This is a genomic window from Lacticaseibacillus jixiensis, assembly GCF_042847315.1.
Classification (GTDB): Bacteria; Bacillota; Bacilli; order Lactobacillales; family Lactobacillaceae; genus Lacticaseibacillus; species Lacticaseibacillus jixiensis.
This window is the reverse complement of record NZ_BAAFPR010000007.1, coordinates 152,196-170,268: the sequence shown is the minus strand read 5'-3', so window position 1 is coordinate 170,268 and position 18,073 is coordinate 152,196. Positions and strand designations below refer to the sequence as shown.

15 protein-coding genes and 1 pseudogene are annotated in these 18,073 nt (G+C 50.4%); 6 read left to right on the top strand and 10 right to left on the bottom strand.

Features of this window, described 5'->3' with window-relative positions; all coding sequences use genetic code 11:
* The 5 genes and pseudogenes from ACGG90_RS06650 to ACGG90_RS06630 all read left to right on the top strand — a co-directional run.
* Positions 1 to 617, top strand: a 617-nt coding sequence (locus ACGG90_RS06650; RefSeq protein WP_390407408.1) for a transposase, incomplete at its 5' end; no start/stop codon positions are given.
* A 170-nt stretch (positions 618 to 787) separates the two neighbouring features.
* A pseudogene (locus tag ACGG90_RS06645) lies at positions 788 to 1,471 on the top strand (carbohydrate ABC transporter permease); the annotation flags it as partial.
* A gap of 179 nt (positions 1,472 to 1,650) precedes the next feature.
* Entirely contained in the window at positions 1,651 to 3,882 is a 2,232-nt protein-coding gene (locus ACGG90_RS06640) for a helix-turn-helix domain-containing protein (RefSeq protein ID WP_390407405.1), read from the top strand.
* Between the two features lie 296 nt (positions 3,883 to 4,178).
* Positions 4,179 to 4,862, top strand: coding sequence for a rhamnogalacturonan acetylesterase (locus ACGG90_RS06635; protein ID WP_390407402.1), 684 nt, complete (start codon positions 4,179 to 4,181; stop codon positions 4,860 to 4,862).
* Between the two features lie 5 nt (positions 4,863 to 4,867).
* Positions 4,868 to 5,683: a sugar phosphate isomerase/epimerase family protein gene (locus ACGG90_RS06630; RefSeq protein WP_390407400.1), complete on the top strand. Its 816-nt coding sequence runs from the start codon at positions 4,868 to 4,870 to the stop codon at positions 5,681 to 5,683.
* Positions 5,684 to 5,791: 108 nt separating this feature from the next.
* Here ACGG90_RS06630 and ACGG90_RS06625 read toward each other — a convergent pair whose 3' ends face one another.
* From ACGG90_RS06625 to ACGG90_RS06600, 6 genes are all read right to left on the bottom strand, one after another.
* The gene (locus ACGG90_RS06625; RefSeq protein WP_390407397.1) at positions 5,792 to 6,907 is read right to left on the bottom strand and encodes a glycoside hydrolase family 88/105 protein; all 1,116 of its coding nucleotides are present in this window, start codon (positions 6,905 to 6,907) and stop codon (positions 5,792 to 5,794) included.
* Positions 6,907 to 7,920, bottom strand: coding sequence for a LacI family DNA-binding transcriptional regulator (locus ACGG90_RS06620; RefSeq protein WP_390407395.1), 1,014 nt, complete (start codon positions 7,918 to 7,920; stop codon positions 6,907 to 6,909). Before ACGG90_RS06620 ends, ACGG90_RS06625 begins: the two co-directional genes overlap by 1 nt.
* A 77-nt stretch (positions 7,921 to 7,997) precedes the next feature.
* Positions 7,998 to 8,690 (bottom strand): hypothetical protein, encoded by a 693-nt coding sequence (locus tag ACGG90_RS06615; protein ID WP_390407392.1) that lies wholly within the window; start codon positions 8,688 to 8,690, stop codon positions 7,998 to 8,000.
* Between the two features lie 320 nt (positions 8,691 to 9,010).
* The gene (locus ACGG90_RS06610) at positions 9,011 to 9,889 is read right to left on the bottom strand and encodes a carbohydrate ABC transporter permease (RefSeq protein WP_390407389.1); all 879 of its coding nucleotides are present in this window, start codon (positions 9,887 to 9,889) and stop codon (positions 9,011 to 9,013) included.
* On the bottom strand, positions 9,889 to 10,776 hold the full coding sequence (locus ACGG90_RS06605; protein WP_390407386.1) for a carbohydrate ABC transporter permease: 888 nt from the start codon (positions 10,774 to 10,776) through the stop codon (positions 9,889 to 9,891). Before ACGG90_RS06605 ends, ACGG90_RS06610 begins: the two co-directional genes overlap by 1 nt.
* Before the next feature lie 18 nt (positions 10,777 to 10,794).
* Positions 10,795 to 12,117: an ABC transporter substrate-binding protein gene (locus ACGG90_RS06600; RefSeq protein WP_390407383.1), complete on the bottom strand. Its 1,323-nt coding sequence runs from the start codon at positions 12,115 to 12,117 to the stop codon at positions 10,795 to 10,797.
* Between the two features lie 603 nt (positions 12,118 to 12,720).
* Here ACGG90_RS06600 and ACGG90_RS06595 point away from each other — a divergent pair.
* Positions 12,721 to 13,563, top strand: coding sequence for a helix-turn-helix domain-containing protein (locus tag ACGG90_RS06595; RefSeq protein ID WP_390407380.1), 843 nt, complete (start codon positions 12,721 to 12,723; stop codon positions 13,561 to 13,563).
* Positions 13,564 to 13,611: 48 nt separating this feature from the next.
* Here ACGG90_RS06595 and ACGG90_RS06590 read toward each other — a convergent pair whose 3' ends face one another.
* From ACGG90_RS06590 to ACGG90_RS06575, 4 genes are all read right to left on the bottom strand, one after another.
* Entirely contained in the window at positions 13,612 to 14,727 is a 1,116-nt protein-coding gene (locus tag ACGG90_RS06590; RefSeq protein WP_390407378.1) for a glycoside hydrolase family 88/105 protein, read from the bottom strand.
* Positions 14,728 to 14,735: 8 nt separating this feature from the next.
* On the bottom strand, positions 14,736 to 15,437 hold the full coding sequence (locus tag ACGG90_RS06585; RefSeq protein WP_390407375.1) for a hypothetical protein: 702 nt from the start codon (positions 15,435 to 15,437) through the stop codon (positions 14,736 to 14,738).
* Positions 15,438 to 16,239: 802 nt separating this feature from the next.
* Positions 16,240 to 17,118: a carbohydrate ABC transporter permease gene (locus tag ACGG90_RS06580; protein ID WP_390407416.1), complete on the bottom strand. Its 879-nt coding sequence runs from the start codon at positions 17,116 to 17,118 to the stop codon at positions 16,240 to 16,242.
* Positions 17,118 to 18,005: a carbohydrate ABC transporter permease gene (locus ACGG90_RS06575; RefSeq protein ID WP_390407372.1), complete on the bottom strand. Its 888-nt coding sequence runs from the start codon at positions 18,003 to 18,005 to the stop codon at positions 17,118 to 17,120. The genes ACGG90_RS06580 and ACGG90_RS06575 overlap by 1 nt, the downstream gene beginning before the upstream one ends.
* Positions 18,006 to 18,073: the final 68 nt, after the last annotated feature.

The following is an 18,073-nucleotide window of genomic DNA, read 5'->3' as shown; positions in this document are numbered from 1 at the left end:
CGCCAAAATTTTACGAGATGTGCGACACACATGGCGTCGACTTTTTGGTTCGACTCAAGGCAAATTCAAAGCTTGGGAAGCTGGCAGAAACGGCCTTAGTGGATTGCCCTCCAAAATATGAAGAGAGCAAATGCGTCTACCACGAATTCAAGTATCAGGCCGCGTCATGGGGTAAAGCTCGCCGTGTTATCGTATGTTCTACTCATACGGCAGATGAGCTAGTTCCCTGGAACCACGCATTCGTAGTGACCAGCCTGGCCTCCGAGGCTCCAGAGACTTTGTTCAAGACCTATAGACAGCGGGGCAATGCTGAGAACCAAATTAAGGAGCTGAAATGCGGGTTTGGCTTTGACAAAACAGACAGCTCAACTTTTGCACGGAACACTGCACGAGCCTTGATCACCGGTATTGCCTATAACCTGGTTCAGCTCTTTAAACAGCTCTTTGTCTCGGAAGACCGTCGTTCAACCATCTCCTCGCTACGGTTCAGTCTCTTTCACATCGCCGGTAGGATTACTTGGCACGCCCGTCGTGTGGTGATTCATCTTGCTTCTAACTATGTTTACAAGAACTGGTTTAGTCGGCTCATGGACGAAGTCCATCAGTTGGCGACCTGAACTGAATAACTGAATAGGTCGTGCGTCGAGCCGAAAACTGGGTCGGTCTGTTCGTGGTGCATCGATCACCAACTTCTCCGCTCAGTCAGTATTCGCAACGCTCCAAACGTTGCTTTCAGACCGGCCAGATGCGATTTCATGTCCCCAATACCGAGGTGAATAATCCAGGATACGTGTTATCTACCCCAACGGTGTTCAAAAGCATCGGGGTTTCGCTGTTTGTCACCATTGTCGGAACGTCTTTGTCACTGATCCTCACCAGCTTCATGGCTTATGCTTTGAGTCGCAAGTACTTGCACGGCCGTAAGATCTTCAACTTCGTCGTCGTCTTCACCATGTTATTCAACGGTGGGATGATCCCAAGTTTCATCTTGGTGCAAAACCTGCACTTGATGGATTCCTTGTGGTCGTTGATCTTGCCTTCTTTGGTATCAGCTTACAACATGATCATCATGCGCAACTTCTTTCAAGGCATCCCGGATTCCCTGGAAGAATCCGCCAAGATGGACGGCTGCACCAACTGGGGTGTGTTCTTTAGGATCATTATTCCGTTGTCCTTGCCGTCTTTTGCCACGATTGGCCTGTTCTACTTGGTTTCGTATTGGAACACTTACCAGAATGCGATTCTGTACATTTCCAGTGCCGATAAGTGGCCGATCCAGATCCTGTTGCGGCAAATCGTGCTGGTTTCTAGCGGGATGGATGCCGACGCCGGTTCTGTTGATGTGATCCCACCAGCACAATCAGTCAAAATGGCCGTGATCATCATCGCCACGATCCCAATGCTTTGCGTTTATCCATTTATTCAGAAGTACTTCGTCAAAGGCGCTTTGATCGGTTCTGTGAAAGGCTGATCGTCGCTTGCTCAAGCCGCCACATGTTGTAAGTGGCGGCTTTTGGCGTGAAAAAGCTTACTGCAAACGTTATCCTAATTAAGAAATCAATGAAGATTGGAAGATGCGCAGGACAGCTTCCCACAAAGAGTGGTATACTGGAAGCGCTAACAACTATCGCTTTGGGGGAGGGGAAAACCGTGTGGCAGCATCGATCACGTTTCTATTACAGTATCTTGATTCCAATCATCGTCTTAGGCGCTGGGATCGTCATCGGTTTCTCACTGTACATCTTCCAATCCACTTACCGCAGTATTAAGATCCATTTGATCGATGAACGCCAGAATTATCTGGCGCAAGTCAAAAACAACCTTGAACAGAAAGTCAAAACCGTTGAATATTCCTTCTCCAGCTACAGCACCACCACAGCGTTCTCAGATCTGATCGCCACGCCATTGGATTACACCAATTTCGTCGATGTCAAACAAGTCAGCCATGAATTATCTTATATCAGCTCCATGAGCATGGAATCGACCACCTACTCACTGATCTCGACCCAAAGCAATTGGGAGATTTCTGACGGCGGTGGCTTACATAAGTTGTCTAAAGCCCGCAAAGCCCACTTCGAGCGGCTGACTGCCGATTCTGGCAAGCAATTGTTCTGGCACAAACAAGGCCACGAGATCCAGATGCTGGTGTCTTTGCCATTCTTTTCTGCAGAGCGGCGCGCCATTGGGGTGGCCAACATCCGTTTGGACACGATCCGCAACTTGCTCAACGATCCCATATCCAACAACATCGGCATCGTTGACGGCGATACGCAGATCCTTTTTCAAAATCATAAGTTCATCACCAAGCCGCTGTTGCAGCGCTTGGCTGCGGCCAAAGATACCAAAGACACTATCGGCACCCTCACTGAAGCCAACGGGGATACCTTGTTGTACACCCAATCCAGCTATAACAACTGGTATTACATCACCAGGCTGCCTGCTGCTCAAGTACATGCACAAGTGCAAACCTTGGCGGTGGGGATGGTCATGATCTGCGCGCTGTTATTAGTCTTGTTGTATTTTATTGCGTATATCGTGGCTTCACGCTCGGCTAATTCCATCGCCGCCATTCGCGATCGGCTGGTGCCGGTGATCGACGGCGCAGCGCGGCCGCATGACGAAATCGCCGATATCTTAGGTAATATCGACACCCTCAAAGACGAGAAGGAATCGCTGAGCCGGACGCTGGATTTTCAAGCGCCAGAAGTGGAGAACCTATTCGTGTTGAATTTATTCCGAGATTACGTCGATAAGCACGATATTCAAAAGCGCCTCACCCAATTCGGCTACCCCGACATGACCGAGAAGTGCTTTGCCACCATGCTGATCCAAATCGACGACTACGGCACTAACACCTCTGCCGATCGCGACTTGGTATTGACTGCCATCGAAAACATCGTCACCACCGTCATTGACGCTTCGCACCGCTTGCGCCCAGTGTTGATCAACACCGATACGCAAGCCACCTTGTTGTATTTCGATCAAACAGACGGTGAAAGCATCAAGACGCAACTATTGACCTATGCCAACCAATTGCAAAAAGCCGCCGCCACCTACTTGAAGATCAAGATTTCTGTGGGCATTTCCAATATCTATACCGATTTGTCAAACACCGGCGCTGCTGCCACCAACGCCAAGCAAGCCTTACATTTCCGCTTAAGCCTTGGTGAAGAATCGATTATTTCATATGACGAAATCGCCCCACAGCTCAACCAAAACGCTGTCGTCAAGATCCCGCGGTCCAAACAAGACTTGTTAGATGCCATCCGTGCCGGCAATAAGCCGGTGATCCGCCAGTTGTTCACCAAAGTCATCGACGACATTTTCACCCAGAATCACAACCCGATGGCGATCAAAACCAGCGTACTCAAAACTGTCGGTGACTTGATCCAATTAGGCCAATTGTTAGGCATCGACTTCGAATCTTCCTCAGACATCCGCAATATCTATTACGATGTGATCGATACCGACAATCAATCCCAGCTGATCGATTTGCTGTACAGCCACTTGGTTGTACCGATCGTTGATGAAACTGTCAATCGCACCAATAACGACATGCAGTCGCTATCAGAAAAAATCATCCATCTGATCCACACCAATGTCGACAAAGACATTTCGCTGGATTCTATCGCTGATGAACTGCATTACAATCCTAACTACCTCAGCTCCGTGTTCAAGAAGGAATTCGGCACCAACTTCAGCGATTACCTGCAAGCTTATCGCATCGAAACCGCTAAGAAATGGCTGATCGAAACGGACATGACGATCAAAGACATCGCGGCTCGTTTGCAATACAACAACCCGCAAAACTTCATCCGTTTCTTCAAAAAACACGCCGGCTGCACCCCAGTCGCATATCGCCAGAGAAACCGACCATTGTAACCCAGAGCGGAGTGGCGCGCATTTAGCGGGTCGGCTAGCCTAGACAGCATGCTTGAGGCGCGCTTTGCCTCGAGTATGCTGTCGTAGCTAACCGCACCCGCGTTGCGCCACGCAGCTCGACGACAAACCCAATACGAAGCCAAGGATATTTTAAATCCCACGCACCTCATCAGCTTGTCAATATGGAAAGAGACAACTTATCCCTGTACAACAGTCATCTTGAGTTCTTGAATCAGGATGATTAGTTTGTTGCACCCATCATCACAAATTTAATACATATCCAAAGGAGAATTATTATGGTGACATTATTTATCGCCGGTGATTCCACCGCCGCCAAGAAACTCACTGAAAGAAGGCCGGAAACCGGTTGGGGCGAGTGCCTGCAAGGCTTCTTTGACCCAGCACGCGTCACGGTTGATAACCGTGCGCTAAACGGCCGCAGTTCCAAATCCTTTATCGCCCAAGGTCACCTCAAAGAAATTGAACAAGTGATTCAACCGGGTGATTACATGTTCATTCAATTCGGCCATAATGACCAGAAGCTGTCTGACCCGCAACGCGGTACCCATGCTTTTGGCGATTATCAAGACTATATGCGCCAATACATTCAGGTAGCCAAAGCGCACCAAGCAACGCCGATCCTGCTGACTTCAGTGACGCGGCGCAAGTATCTCGCAGACGGGAGTACCCTAGACCCGCAAGCCGTTGGCGACTTTCCGGAAGCGACGCGCCAAATCGCGCAAGCTGAAGGTTTGGTGTGCTTGGATATGTTTGTCGAAACTCAGGCGTTTTTGAGTCAATTCCCACCAGCAGAAACCACGAAGTTCTTCATGAATTTTGCAAGTGGCGTCTATAGCAACTATCCGGCTGGTTCGGATGACAACACCCACAGCCGTCCCGCTGGCGCATTGTTGAATGCTTGGCTGGTGGCTAAAGCCTTGCGTAACAGCCCTTCACCGCTGCGCAACGCGTTATTGTGAAGCCTATGCTATTAAACTTAGGCATCCGCGCGCACGACTTGGCCTTTAACGATTTGGCCGGCTTGATTGACCAACTGCACGCGTATCAACTCACTCACATTCAATTTGCCGCAGCAAAATGCTTCCCTCAAAACGGCCCGTTGACCCAAGTTGCGGCAAAACATTATCACGACACTTTTGCCCAAGCTCATATCGCTATCACGATCCAAGGCTGCTACGTACCACTTGGTGCCAAAGACCTCGCCAAACGCCAAGCCGGCATCGCCCGCTTCATTCACGAGGCGGCGTTTACGAAAGCTTTAGGCGCTACGGTGATCGCCACAGAATGCGGTGGTGATGGCAACACCCCAGAGAACTTCACGCAAGCCGCCTATGAGCGCGTGCGTGACAGTTTCACCCAGATCCTCACCGCACTTCCTGCAACTGTGCCTGTCGCCATTGAAGCCGGTTTGCACAGTCCAATCTATTCAGCCGCGGTGTTGCGCCGCTTATTAGACGACTTGGCGGCCCCCAACGTGTGTGCTTTGGTCGATGGCGCGAACTTGATGACTCCGGATAATTGGCAACGTATGCCCACCGTGCTGGCAGAAGCGCTGGACTTGTTAGCACCAGACATTGCTGCGCTGCACCTCAAAGACGCGCGAGTCGTGAATGGTGCGGTGCAAATCGTCGCCAGCGGCCATGGCGTGATCGATTACACGCCCTGGCTAACGTACATCAAACAAGTGCGCCCGCAATTGCCTGTATCGCTGGAAGCTACCAAAACCCCAGATATCACCGCAGCAGTGGCGGCATTGCAGGCGAAATACGCTGAGCTATAACATCACAAAAAGCATCGATCCGCCGACAACAGCGGACCGATGCTTTTTTGACTTACAGGGTGTATTATTTTCTCATTAGTTTGCTTTAATATCAGGATCCAAAACTTGCTACCGCTGCGCCATTTCCGCCACCAGCAACAAGAACGGCCCGACGCCTTTGTGGTCGTTGACTACGATCGGTTCGCTCATGTAATAAGCATAAGAGCCGTCGCGGTGATTGTCCCCGCCTAAGCCGCCGACATGGGCGATCTTGTTGACGTTAACGAAGCCTTCGTTGGTGATGGTGATAAACTGCATCAAGGCGTTGGCATAGCCTTTGGCCAAGAAATCCTGCCAAGCTGCCTTGTCCAAGTAGCCCAGCCGCGTGCCTTTGGCAATAGCGGCTAAGATCATCAAACTGCCGGAAGATTCCAGATAATTCAGCGGGCGATCGCCTTGATCTGGGATCTGATACCATAAGTTGGTCGCCGGGTCAGCAACTTTGCGCAGCGCTTCAAGCAAGGCGTTGAGGTTTGCATTGAGTTGCGATTTCTGCGCAGAATCCGGCAAGTAAGCTTGTACATCAACCATCGCCATGACAAACCAGCCCATCGCCCGCAGCCAGAAGTGCGGCGAATGGCCGCTGAGCGGATCAGCCCAATACATTTGCTTGCTGGCATCATAAGCGTGGTAACACAAGCCGCTTTTTGCATCAACGGTGACGGCATATGCGTCAAGAAATTGTGCGCACACATCAGCCAAATGCTCGGTGATGCCTAAGTCGTGTTGATAGCGCGCATAGAAAACGTCGCCCATGTACAAGCCGTCCAGCCACACTTGTTCGGAATACATTGCCTTGTGCCAGAAGGTGCCGGCTTTGGTGCGCGGCTGCTTCAACAGTTGCGCGTATAACTTTGAAGCAGCCAGTTGATATTTAGCTGCCCCGGTTTCTTGATAAAGCGTCAACAAGATCTTACCGTTGTTGATATGGTCAAGCTGCCACTCCTGCGGCGCGTAGCCTTGAATTGAACCATCTTCTGCAACATAGCGATCGATATTGGATTTGATGTAGGCGAGATACTCTGGTTTGTGTGTGACTTGATAAATCGCATACATCCCGTCTAACATCAAGCCGTCTTCGTACTCCCACTTGCCGCTGTGATTCATGATCGGCTCGCGGTTTAACATTGTTTGCGCCGCCATGTGACACCAATCACTGTGCACATCGCCATATTTTCGATACATTATGCTTCCCCTTTCAATTGTGCAATCGATTCGCGCACCACCAAGCGTGGCGGCAGTCGCAAATGCATTCTGGGCATGTCAGGTGTGTCGATTTGTTCCATCAAGTGCGTGATCGCCAATGCCACCATGTCGCCAATGGGTTTGGCGATCGTGGTGATCGCCGGATTGTGCATGCTGGCATAGAAACTCCCGTCAAAACCCAGCACCGACATGTCTTCTGGCAGGTGCAGCCCTGCTAAATAACACGCTCTTAACGCGCCGATGGCCATGTCGTCATTGGCACACACCACACAAGTCGGCCGGATATCTTCAGGCAAGGCCAAGATCGCGGCCATTTGCTCTTGGCCGGTTTGCGACGAGTAATCGCCGACGCGAATCGCTTCAGGCACGGCGATCAGGTGGTTATCGATCACCCCTTGATCAAACCCTTGCCGGCGCAGCAATGCACTGGTAAAACCCGGCATGCCTTGGATCATGCCGACTTTGCGGTGGCCGCATTGGGCAATGTAATCCAAGCCCAGATGCACCCCGGCGGCATCGTCTGAAGCGACATTGGCGATGCCGGTATCATTGAGTTGGCGATTGATCACCACCAACGGTACCTGCAGGCTTTTGGCTTCATAGATGAACTGGGCGTCTTTTTCTGATTGGCTGACGACGATCACCCCGTCCATACGGCTGGCCACCATGTCGGCGACGCTGTCGATACGGTTGATCCCATTGACCGTCAGCAGATAATTCTCCGGCACCGCCGTGTACGCGGCATTGATGATATCTGACAAGAAACTTTGCGACGTGCCATCGGTCAGCGTCGAAAAGAAGATCCCTAACGTGTATTTCTTGTTTGTCACCAAACTGCGCGCATTGTAATTCGGCACATACCCGGTTTCGCGCGCCACTTGCAAGATGCGCTGCCGCGTTTCGGCTTTGATCACCGTGTGCTCGTTGAACGCGCGCGATACTGTGGTCATCGAAACGCCTGCTAAGCGCGCTACATCTCGAATCGTTACCATCGTCCCCAACTCCATTTTCCCAACGATTTTGACAAAAAGCGGGGCCTGCTTAGGCCCCGCTTCCATTCCCCAAGGAATTAAACTGTCGCAGCCACCTTATTCATTGAGGCGTTCAAGCTCCGATACAACAACCACCAAATGACCTCTGAAACGATCATCACGTTTAAAAACGCAGCTTGATTGGCGAAGCTCAGCCAAGCGACAAAGAGAAACGCCACCACCACTGACTTCAACAGGTACTTCCAACCAATAAACGCAGCCAGGCGCATCCGCAAGCGCCATGGGGTCTTTGGCGAACGCACGGTGATCATCACATAATGGATCAGTGCTGATACCGCCAAGGTCCCCAACACGATGAATGGCACGATCATGAAGGCGATTTGCTTATGACTGACGATTACGCCGACTTCCAGCAGATAAACGCCGATCACGACGTTGCTGATTGCGCCAAGTTTCAACCCAGATGCCAGATAGCGCCGCAATGCTTGCACATATTGCACCCAATAGGTCTTCAGCTTGGTTTCAGTTGTTTCGGCATAGATCTTGGTCATCACATGTAACAACGCCATGAAGTTTGGATACAGCCAAATGCCTACCACCAAGTAAATCGGCATCGTCACAATGTGTGGTTTGAACACGATATTGACTAACATATACGGGATCACGAACAATGAAAAGATCAGGGTCGCCTTGTATAACTCATAGAAACGACTGATCTTACTGGACATCGACGCTGGTCCCAGCAAATCATCGGCTAATTTATGGATCACAACGACCCCTCCTTAATCAATTCAGTCACGGTAATATCAAACATGGTGCAAAATATATGTGTGACAGTCCTACACCTAACAGTCTTACACCTAACAGTGTTACTAGTTTGTCACCAATTATGGTTTTGCCTACTGTTGGTGATCTTGCAACGACGTAGGCACCGCAGCAGGCCGTTGCCGGCATGATACGACTGTGGTCTTCGTCGAGCGCCGCAAAGCAACGCGATAGTGATATAAGCTGTGACGCCGCTAAGGCAAAGAGCGCCTTTGCGTCATCCCATCTTATATCAATCGCTAAGTGCGCTTTGCTCTGCTCTGGTTTATCCTTTAATCGACCCTGCCGACATCCCGTCCACGAAAGTCCGTGAAGCGGAGAAGAACAAGATCATTGAAGGCAACAGTGCAATCAGTGACATTGAGATAACTTGGTTCCAAGGCACGAAACCGGAAGCGGCATCAGAGGACATTTTCAACGCGATCGCTACTGGGAACTTGGACACACTGGAGATGTAGATCAACGGTGTGAGGAAGTCGTTCATCGTCCAAATGAACTGGAACAAGATGACAGTCATGATCGCCGGGCGCATCATTGGGGCGATGATCTTGATCAAGATCCCAAAGGAACTGCACCCATCCATTTTCGCCGCTTCATCCAATTCATTAGGAATCCCCCGCATGAATTGGATCATCATGAACACGAAGAACGGCTCTTGGGCAAACACGGTGTTGGCCACCAGCGGAATGTAGGAATCCAGCATGTGCATGTTGCGGAACATGATGTACAACGGGATCCGCGAAACGACTTGCGGCAGGAACATCGTGGCGATCAACATGGAAAACATCGCCTTTTTGAACGGGAAGGTGAAGCGGGTAAAGCCATATGCCGTCAAGGTACAAGATAAGACGGTAAACAAGACTTTAGGCAGCACGATCTCCATGGAATTGATGAAGTAATGGCCAAAGGTATATTCAGTACCGGTTTTCCAACCATTGATATAGCTGGTAATATCCCAATGCTTCGGCCAGAACCAAATCGTGCCGAAAATCTCGGCGTTAGACTTGAAAGACGCCCCAAACAACCACAGGATCGGGTAGAGCATGATGATCGCAGTTACGATCAATAAGACGTAGCGCCATGCGGCATTGACCGCGTTGCGCCGCCGCACTTTGCGGTTAACAGAACTTGCATCTGCCATCATCACATACCACCTCCACCATCAGAATAGTAAACCCACTTGTCAGAAGTCTTAAACAAGACCGTGGCAAACACCGCGATGATCACGAACAACACCCATGATTCAGCACAAGCATAGCCCATGCGGAAGTTCTTGAAGGCATTATCGTAAATGATCATTGAAGCTAAGTAAGTTGACTTGTTCGGGCCGCCGTTGGTAATCAGGTATGGCCCATTGAATTCTTGCAGTTTCTTGACCAGCTGCATGACGAGGTTAAAGAAGATCGTCGGGGTGATCATCGGTACCGTGATCTTGAAGAAAATCGTCCACTTCTTCGCCCCATCGACTTCCGCCGCCTCGTAAAGATCCAGCGGAATCTGTTGCAAGGCGGAGAGGAAGATCACCATTGACGATCCAAATTCCCAAACCCCCAGAATGACCAGAACAAACATCGCACTCGTGTTGCCGGAAAGCCACCCCACCGGCTGGCCCCCGAAGGCTTTGATGACTTGGTTGATCAAGCCGTCATTAGAGAACATGAACTTCCACAAAATCGCCACAGCCACGTTGCCGCCTAAAATCGAAGGCACATAATAAGCTGTCCGGAAGAAGTTGATCCCTTTGAGCTTGAAGTTCAAGATGAACGCCAAGAACAAGGCGAAAGTCAGCTGGATCGGCACCGTTAAGAAGGTGTACTTGAACGTTGCCAGCAGCGACTTCACAAAGTCTGTGTCAACTGTGAACATGTCGATGTAATTCTGGAGCCCAACAAACTTCGGGGTATTGATCAACGAATAGTTCGTCAAACTGTAATAAAACGAGCTGATGAACGGATAAATCGTAAAGATGAATAACCCGATAAGCCATGGGGTGACATACAGGAGGCCGATATATTTATCTCTCCGTTTCAAATGCCATCATCCTAACTTTTATTTTTGACTTGCTTTGGCCTGCTTAACGGCTGCAGGGATCTTGGTCATCATCTGACTAGCCGCTTCACTGGAGCTGATCGAACCAGTACCAAAGGCTTCAAAGACATCGTTGTAGGCGCTTTGGACGGCTTCAATGGCGATGTATGGGCTTTGGTAGATCCCAGTCGTCTTCTTGCCGTATTCATAAGCGGCTTTGGAAACTGCGTCAACTTTACCTGCGTCTTCAAGGATCTTAACGGCTTTGGTGTTAGCCGGCATCCCGCGAGACATGCCCATGTCCTTGACCCCGGTCTTGTTGTTCATCAAGAAGTTAAGCAGCTTTGCGGCAGCCTTTTGCTTCTTGGCATCGGAGTGCTTGGAAATCGAGAAGCACATGGAAGGCTTCTTCATCACGCCATCAGTCTTGGCGCCTTCAACCGTTGGGTAACTTGGAATGGCGATTTCGTCGTTGACCTGCTTCAAGTTCGTGGCATAAGTGGCCAAGTTGCCGTTCCAGTCGAAGGACCCGGCAATGGTGCCGTTGGTGAATTCCTTAACTGAAGTCAAGCTGCTGGTGCCAAAAGTGTTCAAGTTCCACTTGTAGGAACTGGTAATGCCTTTGTCGGTCAAGCCTTGATACCAGTCAAAGCCGTCCTTGAAGTCTTTCTTGGTGTATTGCATCTTGCCGGAATTGGACAACATGCCTTTGCCGGTTTTCTGTTGCATATAAGTCAGGACTTGGAAGTAGTTAGGAATGACCATGGCATACTTGCCTTTGCCTAACTTCTTGGCCACATCGGCGTATTCATCCCAAGTCTTTGGATAAGTGGTGACGCCGGCTTTGTTATAAACCGTCTTGTTGACGAAGAAGACACTGGAGTTTTCGCCATAAACCAAGCCGACTTGCTTGCCGTTGAGGTTGCCCATCTTCATCAGTTTCTTCGGGAAGCCGGACATATCAATAATATCTTTAAACTTGCTTAAATCAGCGTACCCATCACCATCAGAAGAATAAGTTGTATACCAGTCATAGTTTGTTTGCATCAAGTCCGCTTCAGTGCCGCCTGACATTTGGGTGGCGACTTTTTCCGGATAACCATCCCAGCCGGCGTATTCGGCTTTGACTTTGATGTTTGGATTCTTCTTCTCGAAGTCTTTGATGGCCTTTAATGTATCTTTATGGCGGTCATCATTGCCCCACCACGAGAAGCGAATCGTGACTTTCTTGCTGCCGCTATCGCTACTTGAAGAACTTGATTTGCTGTTACCACATCCGTAGAGCCCGATCGCAGCAACTGCCGCCGCAGCGACCATTGCGATTTTCTTACCACTCCGCAACATGATTTTTCCCTCTCTTCTTTGACGATCTTGCCGCGGTGCACCCCGATGCACCAAATTCGGCAAGCGTTAACAATTACCACCTAGTGCCTATTTCATCTACCTCGTGATCCACTCGACCCCCTTTACCGCCTTTAATTTAGCAGATAATGGATACGGTTTCATAGCGTTTTGGCGCAATTCGTCACGGTTGATTTTATGTGCAAAACTAAACTTGTGCTGACGATTTAGGACAATCATTGCGCCAGAATGGCACAACTTTCGACGCTGTTTTCCCATTAGATCCGGTGCTTATCCTGATTGTGCTGGCACAGTTTCTGAATATGCAGCCGTGATCCCATTCACAAGCAACAGGTAACGGTAACTTCCTGACAAAACGCGCCATTACACGGATCGTGGGCCTAAACCGTAATTCATGGATGCGCTCCCAATGTGCCGTTTTCGTGATACGTTAGTAAAATGTGCCGTTTTCGTCACGGCAGCCGGCGGACAATGCCCAACCCGTCGATATTTCACCGATCCTGAGCCAATCTATTGTTTAGCGCTTACATCAGTGGCAATATAAGGATAGGCAGAATCAAACCACTCAATTAAGGGGGAGTGATCATGAATCAGCAGCTTTCGCATCCCGTTGTGCTGCAAAGTTTCTATGCGCGCGGTTATCAGCGCTTGTCACCGGCTGCAGCACGGCCGCATTACCACGAATCGTTCGAGTTGTGTCTGGTGTTAGATGGTACCGCTAACTTTTCATTCAAGGGCCTCAGTGTCCCGGTGCAGCGCGGCTCGCTGATGATCGTGCCGCCGCATTGTATGCATCACTCGACGACTGATAACCGCGACGTCTACTCAGATATCGCCTTGTTGTTTCAACCTACCGCCGTTAGTGCCGTGTTTCACCGCTACCCTAAGGTTTTCTCGGTATTCAATGAAGCCTTGACCTCAGGCGGGCGCTTGTCGGCGTTGAATGAAACGCAGATCCAAGCTTATGTCGAAGGCTTTGAGGCGTTTCGCCAAACGTGTTTGCATCTTAACGACGCCACCGAATTCAAAGCTTACCTGCAGCTGTTGGGGCTGTTGGGGATGCTGGCAGATGACGTTAATACCAATGGCTTGTTTCGGCGTGGAGAAAGCCGCTACAGCAGCGAATTCAAGCGCATTACGGATTACATGCAGGCCCATTTGGCTGAACAACTCACCATCAAGCAGCTGTGTGATCACTTCTTTATTTCCAGTCCCACGATGTTGAGGATCTTCAAGCAAACGGTGAACATGTCGCCGATCCGCTACATGACGGTGCTGCGGGTGAATGCAGCCATCGATTTATTGAAACAAGATATGCCCATCAGCATCGTGGCGCCATTGGTGGGTTATCACAACGAATCCAGCTTCATTCGTGCCTTTCGCAGCGTCAAGAACGTCACCCCAGGCAAATACGTCAAAAGTATTTGAACCACAAAAAAAGTATCATCCCCAACTGCAGGATGATACTTTTATTATTTAGTGACGCTGCGCCATTTCTGCTGCCAATAACAACATCGGTCCAACGCCTTTGTGATCGTTGGCGACGATCGGTTCGCTCATGTAATACGCATATGAGCCGTCGCGGCGAGTGGCCCCGCCTAAGCCGCCAACATAGGCGATTTTGTTGACGTTGACATGGCCGTCGTTGGTAATGGTGATAAATTGGGTCAACGCATTCTCCCAGCCTTTAGCCAAGAATTCGTCCCATTGCGGATCAGGCAGATAACCTAGGCGCGTGGCTTTGGCGATGGCTGCTAACACCATCAAGCTGCCGGAAGCTTCCAGATAATTCAACGGGCGATCGCCTTGGTCTGGGATCTGATACCACAAGTTGGTGGCCGGATCGGCGACTTTGCGCAAAGCTTGCAACAGGCGCGATAAGTTCAAGTTGATGTGCGTTTTGTCGGTGCCATCTGGCAGGAACTCTTGCACGTCGACCATCGCCATGGCAAACCAGCCCATCGCCCGCAGCCAGAAGTGCGGGCTGCAGCCGCTTTTGGCATCGGCCCAATACATGCGGCGGCTGGCGTCAAAAGCGTGATAGCATAAACCGGTGTCGCGATCGACGGTGACCGCATAAGCGTTTAAGAACTGAGAAGCGACGTCGATGAAGTCCGGTGCACCGATCAGCTTCAGGTATTGCGCATAGAACACGTCGGCCATGTACACGCCATCCAGCCACACTTGGTTAGGATAAATGTCTTTGTGCCAGAAGGTCCCCATCGGCGTGCGCGGCTGGTGTTCTAGTTGATGATACAAGCGGTCGGCGGCGAGTTTGTACTTCGGATCGCCGGTTTCTTGATACATCTTCAACAAGATCTTGCCGTTGTTGATGTGATCCAATTGCCATTCTTTCGGTGCATAACCTTTGATCGCGCCATCTTCTGCGATATAGCGATCAAGATTGGTTTGAATGTAGTTGAGGTACGCGGGCTTTTGGGTTTGTTGATATACCGCGTACATGCCATCTAACATCAAGCCGTCTTCATATTCCCATTGCCCTTTGAGGTTCATCACAGGCTCACGGTTGAGCATCGTGTCAGCCGTCAAAGTGGCCCAATCCGTATCAGTCGTGCCATATTGTCGATACATACACATCACTACTCCTTGTCCAACTGCTTGGCCAACTTCGCCAACCCTGCATCAAGCTGACGGTACAACAACCACCAGATCACCATCGACACGATCAAGACATTCAAGAACGCCGCTTGATTAGCAAAACTCAACCAAGCCACAAACACAAACGCCATGATCGTCGACTTGCCAATGTACTTCCAGCCCATGAAAATGGCCAATTTCAAGCGACTGCGCCAAGCCAGCGTCGGGGCTTTTACGCTGATCATCAGATACTGCAGCAAGGCGGCTGTCGCCAAAGCCCCGATCACGATAAACGGCACGATCATGAAGGCCAATTGCTTGTGCGTCAAGATCAGCGCCACTTCATACAAGTAGCCGCCAATGATCAAGTTGGCCACGGCACCAGTGATCAGCGCCGGCTTCAAGAAGCGCCGCAGCTGTTGCCAATATAATCTGAAATATGCCCCCAACTTCAGCGTCGTGTCTTCGCCATACACCACCGTGAAGACCTTCCACAAGGCCATTACGTTGGGATACAGCCACACGCCGACGATCAGATAAATCGGCATCGTCACCGGATGCACCTTGAAGATCAAGTTGACCAGCATGTATGGCACCATCATCAAAGAGAAAACCAAAGTCGCCTTGTACAGCTCATAGAAGCGGTTGACCTTGGCGGACACAGATGCCGGCCCGAATAAGTTATTGGCGATTTTAGAAAACATGGCGATTCCCCCTTGTGATTAACGACTTGGATAAAATGTTGGTTAACGGATCTTCATTGCGGCGTGTCAGCATAAGGTAGTGGCAGATCGATGATCGGCCACTAGATATACTGACACGCCAGGTGCAATTGATTATTGTTGGCTCAAGTGCGACGACCCGCCTAACTCGTGGTCCAGCCACTTGAGCAGCAGATACTTAACAAACTCGCGATGACAACAGTTGCTAGGATCATCCCATTGACCATGAACTTACAAGATTTTCTCAGTATCATTGGCTCGTCATGCACCACCAATCGTGAGCATGCCCACTTCTAGCGATGCGACAACTGTGGAGGCAACGGGCTGCGAAGGCGCGAAATGCGGAGGCTGATAGGCCAGCAGGGGTGAAATTGTCCTTAGCCGAGTGGGTTGCTCGGCTTAGGACAACGGCGGTTTTCGAGATCCACTCGCCTGCACTTGGCGAGTTAGCTCGAAAACGCCGCACCCCGTTCCCTGGCCTAGCAGCCGGAGCGTATCGTGCCGCAGCAGGCCGTTGCCGGCATGATACGACTGTGGTCTTCGTCGAGCTGCGTGGCGCAACGCGGGTGCGGTTAGCTACGCTATTGCACTCGGGACAAAGTGCGGTCCCAAGCGCAATAGCTAGGCTACCCGACCCGCTAAGTGCGCGCCACTCCGCTCTGGTGCTCGTCGAGCTGCGCAGCCCAACGCGATTGCGTATAAGTCATCCCGATCCAATGGCACAAACCGCCATCGGCTCAGGCTGCCTTATACACATCGCTAAAACCGCTTTGCTCCGCTCTGGTTAACCTTTGATCGACCCTGCTGACATCCCATCCACGAACGTCCGTGAAGCGGAGAAGAACAAGATCATTGAAGGCAGCAGTGCAATCAAGGACATTGAAATCACTTGGTTCCAAGGCACGAAACCAGAAGCCGCGTCAGAAGACATTTTCAACGCGATCGCCACTGGGAACTTCGATACACTGGAGATGTAGATCAACGGTGTCAAGAAGTCGTTCATCGTCCAGATGAATTGGAACAAGATCACCGTCATGATCGCCGGGCGCATCATTGGGGCAATGACTCTCATCAAGATCCCAAATGAGCTGCAGCCATCCATCGTGGCCGCTTCATCCAACTCGCGCGGAATGCCGCGCATGAATTGGATCATCATGAACACGAAGAACGGTTCTTGGGCCAACACCGTGTTAGCCACCAACGGGACATAAGTGTCTAACATGCCGAAGTTTCTAAACATGATATACAGCGGGATCCGCGATACCACTTGCGGCAGGAACATCGTGGCGATCAGCATGGAGAACATCGCCTTTTTGAATGGAAAGTTGAAACGCGTGAAGCCGTATGCCGTCAAGGTACAAGAAATCACCGTGAAGAACACTTTCGGCAACACGATTTCCATAGAGTTGATGAAGTAATGGCCGAAGGTGTATTCCGTCCCGGTTTTCCAGCCGTTGATATAGCTGGAGAAGTCCCAATGCGACGGCCAGAACCAAATCGTCGAGAAGATCTCGGCGTTGGATTTGAACGACGCGCCGAACAGCCACAAAATCGGATACAACATGATGATCGCCGTTGCGATCAGTAAAACATAGCGCCATCCAGCGTTGATCATTTGCCGCCGGCGTACTTTGCGGTTAACTGCATTAGGGTCTGCGATCATCACATGCCACCTCCACCATCAGAATAGTAAACCCACTTGTCGCTGGTCTTGAACAAGACGATCGCGAAGAACGCGATGATCACAAACAACACCCAAGACTCAGCACAAGCGTAGCCCATACGGAAGTTCTTGAAGGCGTCGTCATAAATGATCATTGACGCCAAGTACGTTGACTTGTTCGGACCGCCGTTAGTGATCAAATACGGCCCGTTAAATTCTTGAAGCTTCTTAACCAACTGCATCACGACGTTGAAGAAAATCGTCGGCGTGATCATCGGAATCGTGATCTTGAAGAAAATGGTCCACTTCTTGGCCCCGTCGACTTCTGCCGCTTCATACAAGTCCAGCGGGATCTGTTGCAAGGCGGATAAGAAAATCACCATCGCCGAGCCGAATTCCCAAACGCCTAAGATCACCAAGACGAACATGGCGCTGTTGTTGCCGGACAACCAACCCACCGGCTGGCCGCCGAAGACTTTGATGATTTGGTTGATCAAACCGTCGTTAGAGAACATGAACTTCCACAAGATCGCCACGGCCACGTTACCGCCGAGGATCGATGGAATGTAATACGCGGTACGAAAGAAGTTGATCCCCTTGAGCTTGAAGTTCAAGATGAACGCCAAGAACAAGGCAAAACTCAACTGCAACGGCACGATCAGGAACGTGTATTTAAACGTCGCCGTCATGGATTGAAGAAAGTCGGTATCCACCGTAAACATCTCGATGTAATTGGCGAACCCGATGAATTTCGGGGTGTTGATCAGCGAATAGTTCGTCAAACTATAATAAAACGAGCTGATAAACGGATAGATCGTGAAGATGAACAGCCCGATGATCCATGGGGCCACATACAAGAGGCCGACATAGCGCTGGCTTCGTTTCATCTTGACACCTCCTTGCGGGATTTGGTCGAGCGATGCCTCGCAACGCGGTAGGATATAAGTCATGACGC

What these genes read in the sequence shown, in the direction of transcription:
- ACGG90_RS06635 (WP_390407402.1), top strand. Translation starts at nt 4,179, where the DNA reads ATGGTGACATTATTTATCGCCGGTGATTCCACCGCCGCCAAGAAACTC.
- ACGG90_RS06630 (WP_390407400.1), top strand. Translation starts at nt 4,868, where the DNA reads ATGCTATTAAACTTAGGCATCCGCGCGCACGACTTGGCCTTTAACGAT.
- ACGG90_RS06625 (WP_390407397.1), bottom strand. Translation starts at nt 6,907, where the DNA reads ATGTATCGAAAATATGGCGATGTGCACAGTGATTGGTGTCACATGGCG.
- ACGG90_RS06620 (WP_390407395.1), bottom strand. Translation starts at nt 7,920, where the DNA reads ATGGTAACGATTCGAGATGTAGCGCGCTTAGCAGGCGTTTCGATGACC.
- ACGG90_RS06610 (WP_390407389.1), bottom strand. Translation starts at nt 9,889, where the DNA reads ATGATGGCAGATGCAAGTTCTGTTAACCGCAAAGTGCGGCGGCGCAAC.
- ACGG90_RS06600 (WP_390407383.1), bottom strand. Translation starts at nt 12,117, where the DNA reads ATGTTGCGGAGTGGTAAGAAAATCGCAATGGTCGCTGCGGCGGCAGTT.
- ACGG90_RS06595 (WP_390407380.1), top strand. Translation starts at nt 12,721, where the DNA reads ATGAATCAGCAGCTTTCGCATCCCGTTGTGCTGCAAAGTTTCTATGCG.
- ACGG90_RS06590 (WP_390407378.1), bottom strand. Translation starts at nt 14,727, where the DNA reads ATGTATCGACAATATGGCACGACTGATACGGATTGGGCCACTTTGACG.
- ACGG90_RS06585 (WP_390407375.1), bottom strand. Translation starts at nt 15,437, where the DNA reads ATGTTTTCTAAAATCGCCAATAACTTATTCGGGCCGGCATCTGTGTCC.
- ACGG90_RS06580 (WP_390407416.1), bottom strand. Translation starts at nt 17,118, where the DNA reads ATGATCGCAGACCCTAATGCAGTTAACCGCAAAGTACGCCGGCGGCAA.
- ACGG90_RS06575 (WP_390407372.1), bottom strand. Translation starts at nt 18,005, where the DNA reads ATGAAACGAAGCCAGCGCTATGTCGGCCTCTTGTATGTGGCCCCATGG.